We start from the raw sequence: 16,955 nt of genomic DNA, 5'->3' as shown, positions 1-16,955 counted from the left end.
GCGCAGGTCTTTGACGGGTCAAACCGTGTTTCGCCGGTGCTTTGGGCGCACAAGCGCCAGCCCGGCGAAGATCAGCACCATTGCGGCCCAGATTGTCGGGGCAGGGCGTTCGCCCAGAAGCAGCACGGCCCATAGCATGGCCGATAGCGTGACTATATAGGCCACCTGCGTGGCAAACAGGCTGCCCGCGCGGCGCAACAGCGTGACATAGAGCGCATAGGCCAGTGCACCCCCCGCGCCCGACAGGGCAACCGCGCCAAGCCGCAGGTCGACGCTGTCAGGCAAAAGCGGCTGGCCCGCAGCCCATGTCGTGACCAAGCACAGCGCAACAGCAATGATCGAGCCGCCGAAGAGCGCCTGCATCGCCCCGGCGGATGCGGTGCTGATATGCGCGACATAGGCCGATTCCAGTGCGTAGCACAAAGGTGCCAGCGCGCTGACCAGCACGAAGCCGATGGCCACGCCTTGGGGCAGGCTGGCCTCTGGCAGGACGATCAGCGCGATCGCCCCAGCCCCCAGTGCCAGCCCCAGCGCGCGCACGGGGCGGAACCGTTCGATGCGCAGCGCCAGCGCCACGGCCAGCGCGAAAATCGGCACCAGCGATGTCAGCAATGCATGGACCCCCGCGGGCACCCAGCCAAGCGCCCAGTACCCCGCGATATGCGGCGCGAAAATGCCAAGCACGCCGACCGCCAGATACAACCGCAGCGAGGCCGCGTCGCGCGGGATGGCCAGCCGCCCGCGCAGTGCCAGAATGGCGCCGATCACGACCAGCCCGACGAAGCTATGCCACAACACAAGGCTGAACGCCTCCATCCCGCCAAGCCGGGCATAGCGCACGAAGGGCGCGCCCAACCCCCATAGCACACCTGCCGCGATCAGAACCGCAGAGGCCAGCGGGCGTGGCCAAGACCTGTCCTCAGGCATCGGTGCGGCGCAGGTCCGGCAGGTCTACCGGCGCAGGCCCCGATTGTGCCAGCCGCCCGCCCGCGCGCACCATCTCGACACGGGTGGCGCGGCCCGTTGCGTCGTCGGTTTCCACATACAGCCCGCAGAGCGTGGGTGCGCCCATGGCTGGCTCAAAACGGGCGCGCGCCATTCCGGTGATGAACCGGCGCATGGGCTCGTCTTTTTTCATGCCAATGACCGAATCGTAATCGCCTGACATGCCCGCATCGGACTGGTAGGCCGTGCCAGCGGGCAGGATTTGTGCATCCGCCGTCGGAATATGGGTATGGGTGCCGACAACGACGCTGGCGCGCCCGTCGCACCAATGGCCCATGGCGGTCTTTTCCGAGGTCGCCTCGCAGTGGATGTCGATCAGGCTGGCCTGCACCCTGCCGCCGGGCGGATGCGCGCGCAGCACCGGTTCCACGGCTGAAAACGGGTCTGAATAGGGTTGTTTCATGAACACTTGGCCCAAGGCTTGTGCGACCAGAACCCGCCGCCCGCGCCCGGCATCGAACACATGCGCTCCATGCCCCGGCGCCCCTGCCTTGGCAATGTTCAGGGGCCGGATGATACGCGGTTCCTGCGCGCAGAATTCGCGCATGGTGCGTTGGTCGAAGGCATGATCGCCCAAGGTCACGCAATCTGCACCGGCTGCCAGCAGCGCCTTGGCGTGATCGGGTGATAGCCCCGCACCGCCGGTCGCGTTCTCGCCATTGACGACGACGAAGTCGAGCGCCCATGCCGCGCGCAGCACCGGCAGCCAACCGGTGATCGCATTCCGGCCCGCGCGGCCCATTACATCGCCAAGGAACAGCAGTTTCATGGGCTACGGCTTAGGGCGCATCCATGCGCGGGGCAAGAGCGAAGCTGTCGCGTGTCGGAACATGTCGCGCAAGCTGCTTCAAATGCTTGGTATTTTTGGCCCGACGCGCGGCATTCAAACCCCTATATTGAGTGCTGGGTGAATGGGTTACACATGACGGAGCATTTCACGCAGCCGCCCAGACCTGACGCAAGTTGGGCAGGGCCATTGGCGTTGAACCGGGCCGGCGCGCCGCGCCGCAGCCTGGCTGCGCCGGTTGGTCGGGTCGTGCCGCATGCGGATGTCGATATGCTGTTGTTGTATGACACGCCCCGCCCGCATTCCGACATAGAGGCGTTCCAGTTTTTGTTGCGCGCCATGTGCGCCAGCCAGCACCGCGTGGACCGCGCCGGGTTGCAGGACGGCCAAATCAGCATGGATGTGGACGGGGTCGCGCTGGCTTTCGGGGCTGACCGGTTGCCTGATCGGCGCAGCGGCGTGTTCTACCGGCCCAAGGCCACACGAAAACCGCATGGTGCGGGACGGCTGGGGTTTTTCCTGTATCGCCATCAAGGTTGCTTGCGATTGCGGGTGAGCCACGGCGCCTCGCAGGCGGTTTTGTCAGACATTGTCGGACATGTCATGCGTTGCATGCCGCCAAAGGCGGTTGTGTTGTCTCGCAGTCGAATCGTGCTCACCCCGGCGGAACTGCTGGCACAGGCCCCTGCCCAGTGGACAGAGCAGGTTCCCGGCGCGATTGTGCCGCGCCCGGTGGCGCGTTACGCACGACCGGGCGCAACCGGCGGGGCCGCACGTCCTTCTGCGTTCGCCCCAAGCAGGACGCGGTCGCGCGCACTGTCTCTGGAGGTGTTGATCGCGAGCGATGCCGCACTGCGCGAACAGGCCCGATTGCGCGCGGCGCTTGGCCTGCGCGCTGGTCGCGGTCAAGCGCGTCGCAGCGGCCAGCGCATGGCCGTGGCTGTGGCATTCGCGGTCGCGGTCATGATCTGGGTCTGACGCCGTTGGCATTGCGCCGGCGCGCCTAGTTTGCAAACACCCGCAAAGTGACAAGCTGGGTGAGCGGCACGTCGAGCGCGCGGAAGGCCGCCAGTGACAACTGGCTTCCCGCGCCGGGGGCCGCGCCCGATGGGCGCAATTCGACGCGCACCGCGCCGCCCCCATCTTCCTGTTCCACCCTGCCTTGCTGCACGCGTGTCACAAGACCGGTGCGCAACCAGAGCCCTTGTTCGGTGGGGCTGCCAAGGCTGGCGAGCGTTTCGCCCAATGCCCCGCCCGCATTCTGCGGCGTGGTTCCGTTCAGCCCCCCGACGCTTTGCCCGTCTTCACCCAGTTCCAAGCCGCGCCCATCGCCGGGCCGGGCGGGGGGGCGCAATGTCTCTGAGCCGGGGCGCTGCACCACGACATTCTGCGCGGGGGCAGGGCCCGTCCCGAACCCGAACGGAACGTCCCCGCACCCGGCAAGCGCAAGCCCGACAATCGGCAATAGCAAACAAGTTTGTTTCATGGTGCCGACCCTAATACCAATGTCGCGTCGCGACAATCGGTTATGGCCTTGCCGTAGGCCCCGTCGCTGACTAGGTTCTTCGCATGTCCGCACCCTTGATCGACCCGTTCGCCCGTCCGATTTCTTACCTGCGTGTCTCTGTCACGGACCGCTGCGATTTTCGTTGCGTGTATTGTATGGCGGAAAACATGACCTTTCTGCCCAAAAAAGAGCTTCTGACGCTGGAGGAACTGGACCGGATGTGTTCCACCTTCATCCGGCTGGGGGTGGAAAAGCTGCGCATAACCGGCGGGGAACCTTTGGTGCGCAAGGGTATCATGACGTTCTTTCAGAATATGCGCCGCCATCTGGACACCGGCGCGCTGAAGGAACTGACCCTGACCACCAATGGCAGCCAGTTGCGCAAATTCGCGGGGGAGTTGGCGGAGTGCGGCGTGCGGCGCATCAACGTGTCGCTGGACACGCTTGATGATCAGAAATTCGCCGATGTCACGCGCTGGGGCAAGCTGGCGCAAGTGCTTGACGGGATTGACGCCGCACAAGACGCGGGGATGCGCGTGAAACTGAACGCGGTTGCGTTGAAAGGCTTTAACGAGGAAGAACTGTTCACCCTGACAGAATTCTGCGCCGCCCGCGACATGGACCTGACCTGGATAGAGGTCATGCCAATGGGCGATTTGGGCAACGAGGACAGGCTGGACCAGTATTGGCCGCTGTCGAACCTGCGCGAACGTCTGGCCGAGCGCTATACGCTGACCGACCTGACCGAGCGTTCCGGTGGCCCTGCGCGCTATGTGCGACTTGAAGAAACGGGGCAGAAGATCGGCTTTATCACGCCGCTGACGCATAATTTCTGCGAAAGCTGCAATCGCGTGCGCCTGACCTGCACCGGCGAGTTGTATATGTGCCTTGGGCAAGAGGATATGGCCGACCTGCGCGCACCGCTGCGGGCCTCTGAGAGCGATGCGCCGCTGGAAGACGCCATCCGCGCCGCGATCGGACGCAAGCCCAAGGGACATGATTTCGACTATTCGCGGCAGGCGGTCGACGGGCAGATGACCCGCCACATGAGCCATACGGGCGGCTAGTTCGATGGCGCGATGATGGCCCGCGCCGCCTGCAAGAATTCCGGGCGCAGCAGATCGGTCACTCGATTGCGGTCAAGATACGCCATGAAATGGGCCAGATTGGCGGGGAAGGCGGCTTCAAAGGCGCTGTAATCCGTCTGTACAGACAACTCCGCCAGCGTAGTGTTCGGTCCGATATCGGCATGGGCGATCTTGGGCAGGGACAGATGTTCGCACAATTCTTGCGTGCGCATGTCATGGACAAGCCAAAGCGCCGGCACACCGGCATGAAACGCGATCATGTTGCCATGAAACCGCGTGCCGAACGCGAAATCATACCGTTCAAGATGGGCCATCCATGTTTCGACATCGTAAAAAATATGGAACCGCTCGCGGATGAAGGCATGATAACTACGCGCCGAGTCTGGGCCATTTGCAAGCAAGGTCCGCACTTCGGGCCACGCCCCGAATTCATGCGCACCGCGCGTGAAATCTACTGAAGACAGCTGCCCGCCCGCAATCGCCTGTTCCAAAGGGTTGCCTTGGCTGATGATATCGGCACCCTCGCGCATGATCAGATCCAGCACATGGCGTTCATCCGGCCCGTAGGATAGATGGCCCACTGCGGCGCTTGGGCGTTGCGCGACCTTGGGCATGCGTTTCCAGTTCGCCATTCCTGCGGCATAGGCGGACTGGCATCCGACCACCTCGACATTCGTAACCCCGTATTTGCGGCACAGATCGGCGGTAAAGGCGCCGCGCACCGCGATGGACTGCGACAGGTCAGCGATCACCCGCAACAAGCGCACAGAGCGGGGGTCCACTTCTGCATTGGCCAGCGATTGCCCCAGTGCTGCATGACACCCGAAACCGAAGGTCACGACAGGCAAGCCGGTCTTTTCAAGAAAATCCGCCATGCGGTCGTGGCTCTCGATATAGCCGGGAACTTTGTTGACATGCAGCATCGTCGCGGCAACGAAGGCCAGATGGCTGTAATTCTGCCGCGCGTGCGCTGCAGTCTCGGGGTCGTCGAGCTTGCTGAGGGGCTGCGGCTTGCGAAAGATCGACCGGGCGGCGTGGCCATGCACGATATTGCCGGTATTATCCTTGGACCCGGGTTTCAACCGTGCCGGGTTCCCCAGAAAACCGATTGTCGTCATTGCCGCAGCTTTCGTGAAAAGGCGTTGTGGCACGAAGCGGTATACAATCGCGATGGGTATTTCAATGCTGCTTGGATTCTGGTCATTTCAGGCATTGCAACAGGTGCCGCGCCTGCGATAACGAACAAGACCAGAACAGCAGGAAAGTCCCGACAGTCATGCACTTCACGGTTGCAATAGATGGTCCCGCCGCAGCTGGCAAAGGCACGATCAGCCGGGCAGTGTCGCGCGAATTCGGCTTTGCGCATCTCGACACAGGTTTGTTGTATCGGGCCGTGGGCATGAAGGGCGGTGATCCCATCTTGGCCGCGCGCAGCCTGTCGTCGGATGATCTGGCACGCGATGGTCTGCGCAGCCTCGATGCCGGCGAAGCGGCGAGCCGGGTTGCCGCCTTGCCGGATGTGCGCGCGGCCCTCGTGGCTTTCCAGCGCGAGTTTGCCCGTCGCGAGGGCGGCGCAGTGCTGGACGGGCGCGACATCGGCACCGTCATCTGCCCGGACGCAGAGGTGAAGCTGTTCGTCACCGCCAGTGCCGAGACGCGTGCCCGGCGCCGGTGGCTGGAAGCCGGAGAGGATTGCAGCTACGAAGACGTACTGGCGCAGGTCCGCGCCCGCGATCTGCGCGATGCGGGCCGCGCGGATGCGCCAATGCTGGCGGCAGAGGACGCAATCACGCTGGACACGACCGAGATGACGGTGACACAAGCAATCGAAGCGGCGAAAGTCTTTATCGCCCAACGTCTTGCGGAGCGCGGCTGATGTGGCGCGCGATCTGTCTGCTCGTGGTGCTGGCCGTTCCGGCACAGGCGCAAGGCACCGTCACCGCGGCGCGATATGTCGATCTGAGTACAGAATACGGTCACGGGGCGCTGCCGGATGGTGAGTATTCCGGCCTTGAAGTGACCAGCACCAGCGGCACCCACCGCGTGCGGCTGGAAGGACAGGTGTTCGAGGATACCGCACCGCGCCTGGCCGATCTGGATGGCAATGGCGCCCCAGAGGTGGTGACGGTGGTCTCGCAGTTCGACAAAGGCGCGCAGATCATGATCTGGACATTGCGCGGCGGCACGCTGACTCCCGTTGCTTGGAACCCGCCTATCGGCACGCGCCACCGCTGGCTGGCGATTGCGGGGATCGCCGATCTGGACGGCGACGGGCGTCTGGAAATCGCCTATGTGGACCGCCCGCATCTCGCGCGGGTGCTGCGGGTCGTCACGGTCTGGCGCGCGGGCGATGACTGGATTGTCGCACCAGTAGCCAGTGCCGAAGGGCATACCAACCACCGCTACGGCGCGCCTGACATAGAGGGCGGCATCTATGATTGCGGCCAAGGGCCGGAAATCGTGACTGCCGACCGCGCTTGGCGGCGCAGTCTGGCAACCCGGTTGGTCGATGGACGGTTGCAGTCGCGCGATCTGGGCGCTTATTCGGGCGCGGCCAGCCTGCGCTGCGACTAACCCATGCTGTCCTATCAACACGGGTTTCACGCGGGCAATCTGGCTGATGTGCACAAGCACGCGCTGCTGGCGTGGCTTTTGGACTACATGACCACCAAGGACAAACCGCTAAGCTACATAGAGACCCATGCAGGGCGGGGCCTGTATGATCTTGGCGCGCCAGAGGCGCTGAAAACGGGTGAGGCAGCGGCCGGTATCGCCCGCGCCGCAGACCTGTTTGCCCCTGATCATCCCTATCGCCGCGCGCTGGCGGCGGCGCAGGTCGCGCACGGGCTGTCAGCCTATCCCGGATCGCCCTTGATTGCCGCGCATCTGCTACGATCGGGCCATGACCGTGTGTCGCTGGCAGAGCTGCACCCGGCAGAGCATGACGCGCTGGGCCGCGCCATGGCGGGGCAGGGCGCGCGGGTTTACAAACGCGACGGGCTGGAGATGGCGCAGGCGCTTTGCCCCCCGACACCCCGGCGCGGCGTTCTGATGGTCGACCCGTCCTATGAGGTGAAAACCGACTACGCCACATTGCCGCGCGCGCTGGGCCAGATTGCGCGCAAATGGAATGTGGGTATCCTGGTGCTATGGTATCCGATCTTGCAGGACGGCCCGCACGATGCCCTCAAAGCGGGCCTGCTTGCAGAGATGCCGGATATTACCTGCTTTGAAGCGCGCTTTTCGCCCGCGCGCCCCGGCCACCGGATGGTTGGGTCGGGCATGGCGGTGCTGCGCGCGCCTTGGGGCATGGCCGAGCACGCGGCGCATGTGGCCCATTTGCTGGAAAACCTATAGCCCGCGCGCGATCTTTGCGCCATCTCCGGCCCCAAAACCCTTGCCATAGCGTCCTTGACCCCTTATGGACACGCCCAATCAGAGGGGCTGCAGTGCCTTTCGCGTAACTGGAACAGGGCCGGGCCTATGGCGTGGCCTTTTGTGTGTTTTCGTGTTCCCCGCGCGGCCTGCATTTAGCCTCTGGTGCCAACCCAAGACCGGCGGAGTCAACCGTCTGGCCAGCAACATGAACAAAGGAACCTGATCTGTATGTGCGCTAAAGCAACCATGGAAGACTTCGAGGCAATGCTCAACGAGAGCCTCGAAATGGACACACCCTCTGAGGGCAGTGTCGTGACCGGCAAGGTCATCGCAATCGAGGCTGGACAAGCCATCATCGACGTCGGCTACAAGATGGAAGGCCGCGTTGAACTGAAAGAATTCGCTAATCCCGGAGAAGCCCCCTCTGTCGCCGTGGGCGACGCTGTCGAGGTGTTCCTGGAGCGTGTCGAGAACTCGCGCGGGGAAGCCGTTGTCAGCCGTGACAAGGCCCGCCGCGAAGCTGCTTGGGACAAGCTGGAAAAAGCCTATGCCGACGAGGCTCGCGTCGAAGGTGCGATCTTCGGCCGCGTCAAGGGTGGCTTTACCGTCGATCTGGGCGGTGCCGTGGCCTTCCTGCCCGGCTCTCAGGTCGATGTGCGCCCCGTGCGCGACGCAGGCCCGCTGATGGGGCTGAAGCAGCCGTTCCAGATTTTGAAAATGGACCGTCGCCGTGGCAACATCGTCGTGTCGCGCCGTGCCATTCTGGAAGAAAGCCGCGCCGAACAGCGCGCCGAAGTCATCGCCAAACTGGCCGAAGGTCAGACGGTCGATGGTGTGGTCAAGAACATCACCGAATACGGTGCGTTCGTTGACCTTGGCGGCGTTGACGGCCTGCTGCACGTCACCGACATGGCATGGCGCCGGGTCAACCACCCGTCCGAGGTTGTCACCATCGGTGAAACTATCAAGGTGCAGGTCATCAAGATCAACAAGGAAACCCACCGCATTTCGCTGGGCATCAAGCAACTGCAAGCCGATCCGTGGGATTCGGTCGAGCGTGATTACCCGCTGGAATCCGTCCACAAGGGCCGCGTGACCAACATCACCGATTACGGCGCATTCGTAGAGCTGGAAGCCGGTGTCGAAGGTCTGGTCCACGTTTCGGAAATGAGCTGGACCAAGAAGAACGTGCACCCCGGCAAGATCGTCTCCACCTCGCAGGAAGTGGAAGTCATGGTGCTGGAGATCGACAGCGCCAAGCGCCGCGTGTCGCTGGGCCTGAAACAGACCCTGCGCAACCCGTGGGAGCAGTTCGCAGAGAACTTCCCGACCGGCACCCAGATCGAGGGCGAGGTCAAGAACATCACCGAATTCGGTCTGTTCGTGGGTCTGGACGGCGATATCGACGGCATGGTGCACCTGTCCGACCTGAGCTGGGACCAGCGCGGCGAGGATGCCATCCAGGAATACCGCAAGGGCGATATCGTTCAGGCGGTGGTCTCCGAGGTTGATGTCGAGAAAGAGCGCATTTCGCTGTCGATCAAGGCGCTGGCCAATGACAACTTCTCGGAAGCTGTCGAAGGCGTGAAGCGCGGCTCGATCGTGACCTGCGAAGTCACCTCGATCGAGGATGGCGGCATCGAGGTCATCTATAACGACATGAAGGCCTTTATCCGCCGCTCCGATCTGGCCCGCGACCGGGCCGACCAGCGCCCCGAGCGTTTTCAGGTTGGCGACAAGGTCGACGCGCGTGTCACCTCGGTCGATGCCAAATCCCGCCGTCTGGGCCTGTCGATCAAGGCCCGCGAGATCGCGGAAGAGAAAGAGGCCGTGGAACAGTTCGGCTCGTCGGACGCAGGCGCAAGCTTGGGCGACATCCTTGGCGCCGCGCTCAAGGACCGCGACTGATCATATCGGTGGATAGGAATGAGAAAGGCCGCAGCGAAAGCTGCGGCCTTTTTCTTTGGAGCGGAACATATGGCGTTCCCTGCATTGCTGCGGTTGCACGTCAAATCCTACCCGAGCCCGGTTAACAGCCGCGCTTGCGCGGCCCGGGCAGCGCCCGACCGCCCCGAGGGCGGGCGCTTTGGTAGCGGTTGAGCAGGGCTTGGCGTGGGGAGAGATTTCGCCATAAAGCGCTGACCACAAGTGTCAGAGAGCGCCCACCCGCGGTCGGGAGCTGCCCTCACGGCGTGAAACGACGCGCTCTCAAGCCGCCTTCGTCGCCGCCTCGCTCGACAAGATCTCGATAAACTTCGCAGGCTCGTCGTTGGCGCGCAGTTTCTCGCAGATGGCGGGGTTGCGCAGGGTGCGTGACACAAATGCCAGCGCTTTCAGGTGGTCCACCCCGGCATCGCGCGGCGCAAACAGCGCAAAGACCAGATCGACCGGGCTTTTGTCGACCGACCCGTAATCCAGCGGGCGGTCCAGTTTCAGGAACACGCCCAGCACGCGGTCCACGCCGTCCAGCCGCGCATGCGGCAGCGCCACGCCGTGCCCCACGCCGGTCGGCCCAAGGCTCTCGCGCTCCTGCAACGCCTCTACCACGGCGCTGCCCGACAGCCCGTAGACCGATTGCGCCATTTCGCCCAAGGTTTGGAACAGCCGTTTCTTGCTGGTGGCCGACCTGATGACCCGCAAGGCATCTGCATCCAGAAGCTGTGACATCTGCATAGGCTGTCTCCGATCGGGTGAAATGAATTGCCGCGCCGGGGCGCAAGGCCCATGGCGCGGCGGGGTCTTGCGGGTCAGTTATTGCTGCGGGTCGATCCAGCTGACATTGCCGTCATCGCGGCGATAGACCACATTCAGGCCGCCATGGCGCTCGTTGCGGAAAACCAGAACGGGTGCATGGCTCAATTCCATCTGCATCACGGCTTCTCCGGCAGAGAGGGAGGGGATCTTGGTCTCCATCTCGGCGATGATTATGGGTTGCAACGTCTCGGGCTCTTCCGCCGACTCGTGCTCGTTTGACGCCAGCACATACGATGATGCGCCGCCGAACTCAACCGGGGTGGTGCGGTCGCGATGGTGGTCTTTCAGGCGGCGCTTGTAGCGGCGCAATTGCTTGTCCAGTTTCTCTCGGCACGATTCGAAGGCGGCATAAATCTCGCCAGCCTGCCCGCGCGCCTGTGCGGTCAGACCCGTCGACAGGTGCAGCGTGGCTTCGCAGACCATGTTATGCGCATCGCGGGAAAACACCACCACAGCCTCGGTCGGGCGCTGCTGGTATTTCTCGACCAACTCGCCGAATTCGGCTTTCACATGGGTTTGCAGCGCATCTCCAATGTCGATTTGCTTGCCGCTGATCTGGTAGCGCATGGGCCACTCCTTCGTGTTATGGGGGCGGGCCGGAGCTGCCCCTCTTGGGTCATTCTGCTCTGTCTGGGCAACTGGGCGGTTCTGCGCTGCCCGTCTGCCATGGACCTTGTGGGGTATTTGGCGACAGATGGGGGGGCTTTGTCAACGTATGGGTGATGCGAAGGGCCGAAAACTCAGTCCGCGTCCTGCGCCTCATTCAGCTGAAAATCGCGCCCCAGATAGACGCGGCGTACATCGGCATCCGCCACCACTTCGGCAGGTGTGCCCGCGCGCAACACGGTGCCGTCATGCAGAATATAGGCGCGGTCCACGATGGCGAGGGTTTCGCGCACATTGTGGTCGGTGATCAGCACGCCAAGGCCACGGGTTTTCAGATCGGCCACCAGCGCCCGGATTTCGCCCACTGCAATCGGGTCCACGCCCGCGAAGGGTTCGTCCAGCAGGACATAACGGGGGTTGGCGGCAAGTGCGCGCGCAATCTCGACCCGGCGCCGCTCGCCGCCTGACAGCGCAAGGGCGGGCGAATTGCGCAGATGCCCAATGGAGAATTCGTCCAGAAGCTGGTCCAGAAGGCGCGCGCGTTCAGCGCGGTCTTGCAGGCGTATTTCCAGCACGGCCAGAATGTTCTGTGCCACGCTCAGACCGCGAAAGATGCTCATTTCCTGTGGTAAATAGCCCAGCCCCATGCGGGCGCGGCGAAACAGCGGCAGCCCTGTCGCGTCTTCGCCGTTCAGGTAAACGGTGCCGCCTTCGTGTTTGACGATGCCCGCGATGCAATAGAAACAGGTGGTCTTGCCGCAGCCGTTCGGCCCCAGCAGTGCGACCACTTCGCCCGGTTCGACATGCAGCGACACATCGCGCAGGATGACGCGCTTGCCATAGCTTTTTTGCAGGTTGGATACGTCCAGCGCATCGTGCTCGGCCAGCTCTGTCATGCGTGCCTAGCGGTCGGTCTGGATAATGGTGCGCACCTGCCCCTGAAGGCGACCTTGCCCGCTGCGCAAATTGACCGTCAGCCGGTCGCCCGACAGCACGTTCGGGCCTTGGGTCAGGATGACAGACCCGCTCATCTGCACGGTGCCGCCGTCAAGATCATACACTGCGTTTGCAGCTTCGGCGGCTTCGACCGCGGTCACAAGCGTGACGCCGCCAGACGCTTCCATCCGGGTGATGCGCGTGCTGTCGCCGGGTGTATAGACCACGGTGATCGTTTGGGCGGCAAGCCGCATATCGCCCTGTCCCAGAACGGCATTGCCTGAAAACGTGGTTTCGCCGGTGCTGTTATCCACGGTCAGGTTGTCGGAGCGCACTTCGACGGGTTCGCCGCGCACCGCGTTCAGCCCCGAAAACGACAGGCTGGTGCCCTGTGCAAAGGCCGATGACGTGCCGGCGACCAGTGTCACTACCGCGACGATATGTGCAAATTTGTGCAACGCTGCTCCTCCGGTCATTGCGGGATGTATAACAGCCTGACATTGCCCGTAAAGGCAAGCAAATATCCGCCATCCGCCCCGCCCGAGCGGGTCAGTTCCAACGCATCGGCGCGAATATCACCCGCCGGAGCCTGCCCCTGCACGCCACCGGTGCCGACAAGTCGGGTCTGGTCCAAGGCCACCTCCATTCCGCCCATTTGCAGAATGTATCCATCCGAGTTTTCAAGCGTTACCGGACCTTCGGCGGTCAATCGCCCCGCGCGCTGGTCAAGCCGCGCGGTGTCGGCACGAAAGCTGGCATGACTGGCATTCGGGAACTGCAACTCTCCGTCGGGCGCCGCAAAGGACAGATCCAGCGGTGCCTCTTCCTCGGCGGCGCCCAAGGATCGCACGGCATCCGCAGAGACGGTGATCGTGGTCGCATCGTCCATGACGCCCGCAAAACGGGCGGTGGCGATGCGCGGCTCTCGGGTTATCTGGGCAAGGTCCAGGTCGGACAGCGCGGCGGCCCTGTTGGGGTCAACATTGCGCGACACAAGGAAAATGGTCGAGAGTAGCACAAGCGCGCTAAGCGGCAGACCAAGGCGCAACAGGCGCGAGGCTGTCTGGCGCAAGCTGCTCATGTATGCGCGAAAATATCGGTATCGGGCCAGCCCGCAATGTCCAGCTTGGCGCGTGTGGGCAGAAAATCGAAACAGGCTTGCGCCAGATCAAGTCGGCCCTCGCGGGCTAGCATTGCGTCCAGAGCATCGCGCAGCCGGTGCAGATGCAGCACATCCGACGCGGCATAGGTCTGCTGCGCGTCTGTCAGGGTGTCCGCGCCCCAGTCAGAGCTTTGCTGCTGTTTGGAAATATCCACCCCGAGCAATTCCGTCAGCAGATGTTTCAGCCCATGGCGGTCGGTATAGGTGCGCACCAGTTTGGATGCGATCTTGGTGCAATAGACCGGTGCACAGGTCACACCGTAGCTATGCGCCAGCAGCGCAATGTCGAAGCGCCCGAAATGGAACAGCTTGACCACGTTCGGATCGGCCAGCAGGCGGCACAAGTTGGGTGCGGGTTTCAGCGGCAAGGAGACCTGCACCAGATGGGCGTTGCCATCCCCGCCCGACAGTTGCACCACGCACAGACGGTCACGATGCGGGTTCAGCCCCATCGCCTCGCAATCAATGGCGACGGTCGCGCCCAGGTCCAGCCCGTCGGGCAGATCGTCCTTGTAAAGATGTATCGTCATTGACCCTGCGTATCCTTTGCGTGCGCCTGCTTTACCCCGCTATGGGGAATTGCGGCCAAAATCAAGGCACACCCGCCGCCGCGCCTGCCTTGCCGGGGTCATGGTCAGGACATGTTTGCGCGCTAGCCTGTATGTAGAAGGGAATGCCCATGCGCTGGATGCTGGATCATCGCGACAGTTATTCGCCCGCCGAATACCGGCTGGACGCAACGATCCATGTTGCAGGGCTGGTCTTGGTGGGTCTTGGGGTTCCGGCGCTTGTTGTGCTTGCACTCATGGTCGCGCGGCAAGGCGGGGATATGCGCCTTTTATGGGCGACTGCCGTTTACGGCGTGGCGCTTGCGGCCATGATCGGGGCGTCGGCACTTTTCAACCTGTGGCGTGGCGCGCGGCTTGAATGGCTATTTCAGCGTCTGGATCACAGCGCGATCTTTCTGAAAATTGCGGGCAGCTACACGCCGCTGACGCTGATTCCCGGACAGGGGCTGGGCTTTGTGACGGCACTTTGGCTGACCGCTTGCGCGGGCGTTGTGCTGAAGCTGTATTCGCCCGTGCGGTTCCGCGCGCTTGGAATCGCCCTCTATCTGGGTATGGGCTGGGCTGGCGTGGCCATCCTGCCGCAGCTTTGGGGCAGCCTGCCGCCCGCCAGTCTGGCGCTGATTCTGGCCGCTGGTGCCGTCTATACGCTGGGCGTGGTGTTTTATCTGGCCACGCGCCTGCGCTATCACTACGCGATCTGGCATGTCTGCGTGCTGCTGGCCAGCCTGATGATCTACGCCGCGATTCTGGGGCTGCTGGTCGCGCGGTGGGGGCAGTTGATCGAAATTTGATTCAGATCACCCACAAGAGGTGATTCTCGTGTTAGGGTCGGCGTTACTGTTCTGCACGGGAGGGCGGCCAATGTTCGATGACACCAGCTTTGATCGTCTGTATGGCGACCCGGCCTTGTCCCATAATGCTGTGATCGCGGCCTTGGCCTGCAAGGCGCTTTCGCGCATCTGCCACGATAACGAGGAAGCCTGCGAAACCCGCCGTGTCAGCCGCTGCGCGACGCGCAAGGCCGCCCGCATCCTGCGCCGGACCCTTCCCGAAGGGCGCTAGCATTTCCTTCGCACTTAGGGCGAATGTCCTACTGGCGCCGCGTGACGCAATGGTCCAGTCTGCTGCAAAGCACCGGAGGGGGGCATGAGCATCACCGATCACGACACCATTCCCGAAATCGCATTGGCTTGGGAACAGGCGGGTGCGCGGGTTGCACTTGCGACCGTGGTGCAGACATGGGGTTCCGCGCCGCGCCAGCCGGGCGCGCAACTGGCCATTCGCGAGGATGGCACGATGATGGGCTCTGTCTCTGGCGGTTGTGTCGAGGGCGCAGTGGTGTTCGAGGCGATGGAGGCGCTGGAAAGCGGCAAGCCGCGCCTGCTGACCTATGGCGTGGCCGACGAGACCGCGTTCGAGGTGGGGCTGGCCTGCGGCGGCACGATCCGGATTCTGGTGGACCCGATTGGCCCGCAAGCGCCCGCGCTGCACCCTGACATGCTGGCCGAATTGGTCGCCGCGCGGGCCGCACGCCACCCCATAGCGCTGCTAACCGATCTTGACAGTTTCGCACGCCGCTTGGCCGGGACAGACGCGCCCGATCTGGCCGACCGCTTCCGCGCCGACCGCTCCGGCCCGGACGAGGCGGGGCAGATGGTCACGCTCTACAACCCGCCATTGCGCTTGGTGATCGTTGGTGCTGTGCATATTGCCCAAGCCTTGGTGCCGATGGCGCGCTTGGCGGGGTATGATGCGGTCGTAGTCGACCCGCGTGACGCGTTCGCGTCAGAGACGCGCTTTCCCGACACGCGACTGTTGCACGACTGGCCGGACGACGCGTTGCTCGCGCTCGGTCTGGATGCCCGCACCGCGGTCGTGACGCTGACGCATGACAGCAAGCTCGATGATCCCGCGATCATCGCCGCGCTGCGTTCAGACGTGTTCTATTTGGGCTGCCTTGGGTCCACCCGCACACATGCCAAACGGTTGGAGCGACTGCACGCCGAAGGGCTGACAGAGACCGATGTCTCCCGCATCCATGCCCCCGTGGGGCTGAATATCGGCGCGCGCAGCCCGTCAGAGATTGCGGTGGCAACGCTGGCGCAGATCACGCTGGCGCTGCGGGGCGCGAAGTGAGGTTCGGGCCGGTGCCACTGGACCAAGCCCATGGCGCGGTGCTGGCGCATTCGATGGCGCTGCCTGACGGGCGCTTGCGCAAGGGCTGCGTCTTGGGTCCGACAGAAGTGGCACGCCTGCGCGCGGGCGGTGTGGCAGACGTGGTTGTGGCCCAGCCGGAACAAGGCGACATAGCCGAGGATGACGCGGCGCGCGCCGTGGCAGAAGCTTTGGTTCCGTCGGATGCGGGACTGTCATTGCGCCCGGTCGGCACCGGACGGGTGAATATCGTGGCCGAATGCGCAGGGTTGGTGGACCTTGACGCCACCGCGATCCATGCGCTCAACGCCGTGGACCCCGCGATTACGCTGGCCACGCTGCCGCCGCTGATGCGTGTGGAACGCGGCACCATGGTCGCGACGGTCAAGATCATCCCCTATGCGGTGGTCGGTGCGGCGGTCACGCGTGCCACGGCGGCCGCGCAAGGCGCGTTGCGGCTGCACAGGCCGGTCATGGACAAAGCGGTGCTGCTCATGACCCGCGCAGGCGGCACCGATCCGGGAGAGAAGGGCGCTCGCGTGACCGCCGACCGGCTGGCGCGGTTGGGCGTGACGATGCAGCCCCCCGTGGTGGTCGATCATACGGCGCACGCACTCGCCCAAGCCCTGCGCCAGACCACGGCACCGCTGGTGCTGATCCTGACCGGCTCTGCCACGTCCGACCTGCATGACACGGCACCTGAAGCCCTGCGCGCGGCGGGCGGGCAGGTTGATCATTTCGGTATGCCGGTGGACCCCGGCAACCTGCTGTTTCTGGGCGAAATGAATGGTCGCCCGGTCATCGGGCTGCCCGGTTGCGCCAAAAGCCCCGCGCTGAACGGGGCCGATTGGGTGATGGAAAGGATCATCTGCGGCCTGCCGGTGCGCGGCACCGACATCATGGCAATGGGCGTGGGCGGATTGCTGACTGAAATCCCCTCGCGCCCGCGTCCTCGCCGCCAAGGCGAAAAGGGCGCGCCAGATTAGGCGCGCCCCCGTGGTTTCGTCGA

20 protein-coding genes are annotated in these 16,955 nt (G+C 63.7%); 10 read left to right on the top strand and 10 right to left on the bottom strand.

Going from position 1 to position 16,955, the window contains the following annotated elements:
* Positions 1–18: 18 nt before the first annotated feature.
* Both ROE7235_RS07965 and ROE7235_RS07960 read right to left on the bottom strand, forming a co-directional pair.
* The gene (locus tag ROE7235_RS07965; RefSeq protein ID WP_121094404.1) at positions 19–927 is read right to left on the bottom strand and encodes a DMT family transporter; all 909 of its coding nucleotides are present in this window, start codon (positions 925–927) and stop codon (positions 19–21) included.
* Positions 920–1,774, bottom strand: coding sequence for a TIGR00282 family metallophosphoesterase (locus ROE7235_RS07960; protein ID WP_121094402.1), 855 nt, complete (start codon positions 1,772–1,774; stop codon positions 920–922). Before ROE7235_RS07960 ends, ROE7235_RS07965 begins: the two co-directional genes overlap by 8 nt.
* 153 nt (positions 1,775–1,927) lie before the next feature.
* On the opposite strand from ROE7235_RS07960, the gene ROE7235_RS07955 reads away from it, so the two are divergent.
* Positions 1,928–2,770: a hypothetical protein gene (locus tag ROE7235_RS07955; RefSeq protein WP_121094400.1), complete on the top strand. Its 843-nt coding sequence runs from the start codon at positions 1,928–1,930 to the stop codon at positions 2,768–2,770.
* Positions 2,771–2,795: 25 nt separating this feature from the next.
* On the opposite strand, the gene ROE7235_RS07950 is transcribed toward ROE7235_RS07955, so the two are convergent.
* Positions 2,796–3,278: a D-galactarate dehydratase gene (locus ROE7235_RS07950; RefSeq protein ID WP_121094398.1), complete on the bottom strand. Its 483-nt coding sequence runs from the start codon at positions 3,276–3,278 to the stop codon at positions 2,796–2,798.
* Between the two features lie 83 nt (positions 3,279–3,361).
* On the opposite strand from ROE7235_RS07950, the gene moaA reads away from it, so the two are divergent.
* Entirely contained in the window at positions 3,362–4,366 is a 1,005-nt protein-coding gene (gene moaA, locus ROE7235_RS07945; protein WP_121094390.1) for a GTP 3',8-cyclase MoaA, read from the top strand.
* Here moaA and ROE7235_RS07940 read toward each other — a convergent pair.
* The gene (locus ROE7235_RS07940) at positions 4,363–5,505 is read right to left on the bottom strand and encodes a polysaccharide pyruvyl transferase family protein (RefSeq protein WP_121094388.1); all 1,143 of its coding nucleotides are present in this window, start codon (positions 5,503–5,505) and stop codon (positions 4,363–4,365) included. The two genes, moaA and ROE7235_RS07940, sit on opposite strands and share 4 nt — an antisense overlap.
* Positions 5,506–5,663: 158 nt before the next feature.
* On the opposite strand from ROE7235_RS07940, the gene ROE7235_RS07935 reads away from it, so the two are divergent.
* The 4 genes from ROE7235_RS07935 to rpsA all read left to right on the top strand — a co-directional run bounded on the left by ROE7235_RS07935 (position 5,664) and on the right by rpsA (position 9,673).
* Entirely contained in the window at positions 5,664–6,263 is a 600-nt protein-coding gene (locus tag ROE7235_RS07935; RefSeq protein WP_121094386.1) for a (d)CMP kinase, read from the top strand.
* Positions 6,263–6,961 carry an FG-GAP repeat domain-containing protein gene (locus ROE7235_RS07930; protein WP_121094384.1) on the top strand — a complete coding sequence of 233 codons (699 nt, stop codon included), beginning with the start codon at positions 6,263–6,265 and terminating at the stop codon, positions 6,959–6,961. Before ROE7235_RS07935 ends, ROE7235_RS07930 begins: the two co-directional genes overlap by 1 nt.
* A 3-nt stretch (positions 6,962–6,964) precedes the next feature.
* Positions 6,965–7,744: a 23S rRNA (adenine(2030)-N(6))-methyltransferase RlmJ gene (gene rlmJ / locus ROE7235_RS07925; RefSeq protein WP_121094382.1), complete on the top strand. Its 780-nt coding sequence runs from the start codon at positions 6,965–6,967 to the stop codon at positions 7,742–7,744.
* 249 nt (positions 7,745–7,993) lie between these two features.
* Positions 7,994–9,673 carry a 30S ribosomal protein S1 gene (rpsA, locus tag ROE7235_RS07920; protein WP_121094380.1) on the top strand — a complete coding sequence of 560 codons (1,680 nt, stop codon included), beginning with the start codon at positions 7,994–7,996 and terminating at the stop codon, positions 9,671–9,673.
* Between the two features lie 300 nt (positions 9,674–9,973).
* On the opposite strand, the gene ROE7235_RS07915 is transcribed toward rpsA, so the two are convergent.
* From ROE7235_RS07915 to ROE7235_RS07890, 6 genes are all read right to left on the bottom strand, one after another.
* Positions 9,974–10,438, bottom strand: coding sequence for a PTS sugar transporter subunit IIA (locus tag ROE7235_RS07915; RefSeq protein WP_121094378.1), 465 nt, complete (start codon positions 10,436–10,438; stop codon positions 9,974–9,976).
* Positions 10,439–10,516: 78 nt separating this feature from the next.
* Entirely contained in the window at positions 10,517–11,086 is a 570-nt protein-coding gene (gene hpf, locus ROE7235_RS07910; RefSeq protein WP_121094376.1) for a ribosome hibernation-promoting factor, HPF/YfiA family, read from the bottom strand.
* Between the two features lie 173 nt (positions 11,087–11,259).
* Positions 11,260–12,021, bottom strand: a complete 762-nt coding sequence (lptB, locus tag ROE7235_RS07905) for an LPS export ABC transporter ATP-binding protein (RefSeq protein ID WP_121094374.1) — start codon at positions 12,019–12,021, stop codon at positions 11,260–11,262.
* Between the two features lie 6 nt (positions 12,022–12,027).
* Positions 12,028–12,519, bottom strand: coding sequence for an LptA/OstA family protein (locus ROE7235_RS07900; RefSeq protein ID WP_245963908.1), 492 nt, complete (start codon positions 12,517–12,519; stop codon positions 12,028–12,030).
* A 14-nt stretch (positions 12,520–12,533) separates the two neighbouring features.
* Positions 12,534–13,133, bottom strand: a complete 600-nt coding sequence (locus tag ROE7235_RS07895; RefSeq protein ID WP_147434184.1) for a hypothetical protein — start codon at positions 13,131–13,133, stop codon at positions 12,534–12,536.
* Positions 13,134–13,138: 5 nt separating this feature from the next.
* Positions 13,139–13,753 (bottom strand): ribonuclease D, encoded by a 615-nt coding sequence (locus ROE7235_RS07890; RefSeq protein WP_121094368.1) that lies wholly within the window; start codon positions 13,751–13,753, stop codon positions 13,139–13,141.
* A 149-nt stretch (positions 13,754–13,902) separates the two neighbouring features.
* On the opposite strand from ROE7235_RS07890, the gene trhA reads away from it, so the two are divergent.
* The 4 genes from trhA to ROE7235_RS07870 all read left to right on the top strand — a co-directional run bounded on the left by trhA (position 13,903) and on the right by ROE7235_RS07870 (position 16,932).
* Entirely contained in the window at positions 13,903–14,583 is a 681-nt protein-coding gene (gene trhA, locus ROE7235_RS07885) for a PAQR family membrane homeostasis protein TrhA (protein WP_183073401.1), read from the top strand.
* A 70-nt stretch (positions 14,584–14,653) separates the two neighbouring features.
* Positions 14,654–14,854 carry a hypothetical protein gene (locus tag ROE7235_RS07880; RefSeq protein ID WP_121094363.1) on the top strand — a complete coding sequence of 67 codons (201 nt, stop codon included), beginning with the start codon at positions 14,654–14,656 and terminating at the stop codon, positions 14,852–14,854.
* 84 nt (positions 14,855–14,938) lie between these two features.
* Positions 14,939–15,928: an XdhC family protein gene (locus ROE7235_RS07875; RefSeq protein ID WP_121094361.1), complete on the top strand. Its 990-nt coding sequence runs from the start codon at positions 14,939–14,941 to the stop codon at positions 15,926–15,928.
* Positions 15,925–16,932: a molybdopterin-binding protein gene (locus tag ROE7235_RS07870; protein WP_121094359.1), complete on the top strand. Its 1,008-nt coding sequence runs from the start codon at positions 15,925–15,927 to the stop codon at positions 16,930–16,932. The genes ROE7235_RS07875 and ROE7235_RS07870 overlap by 4 nt, the downstream gene beginning before the upstream one ends.
* Positions 16,933–16,955: the final 23 nt, after the last annotated feature.

Origin of the sequence: Roseinatronobacter ekhonensis (genome assembly GCF_900499075.1) — a bacterium.
Classification (GTDB): Bacteria; Pseudomonadota; Alphaproteobacteria; order Rhodobacterales; family Rhodobacteraceae; genus Roseinatronobacter; species Roseinatronobacter ekhonensis.
Note: the sequence above shows the minus strand (reverse complement) of the source record. Positions and strands in the feature narration are given on the sequence as shown.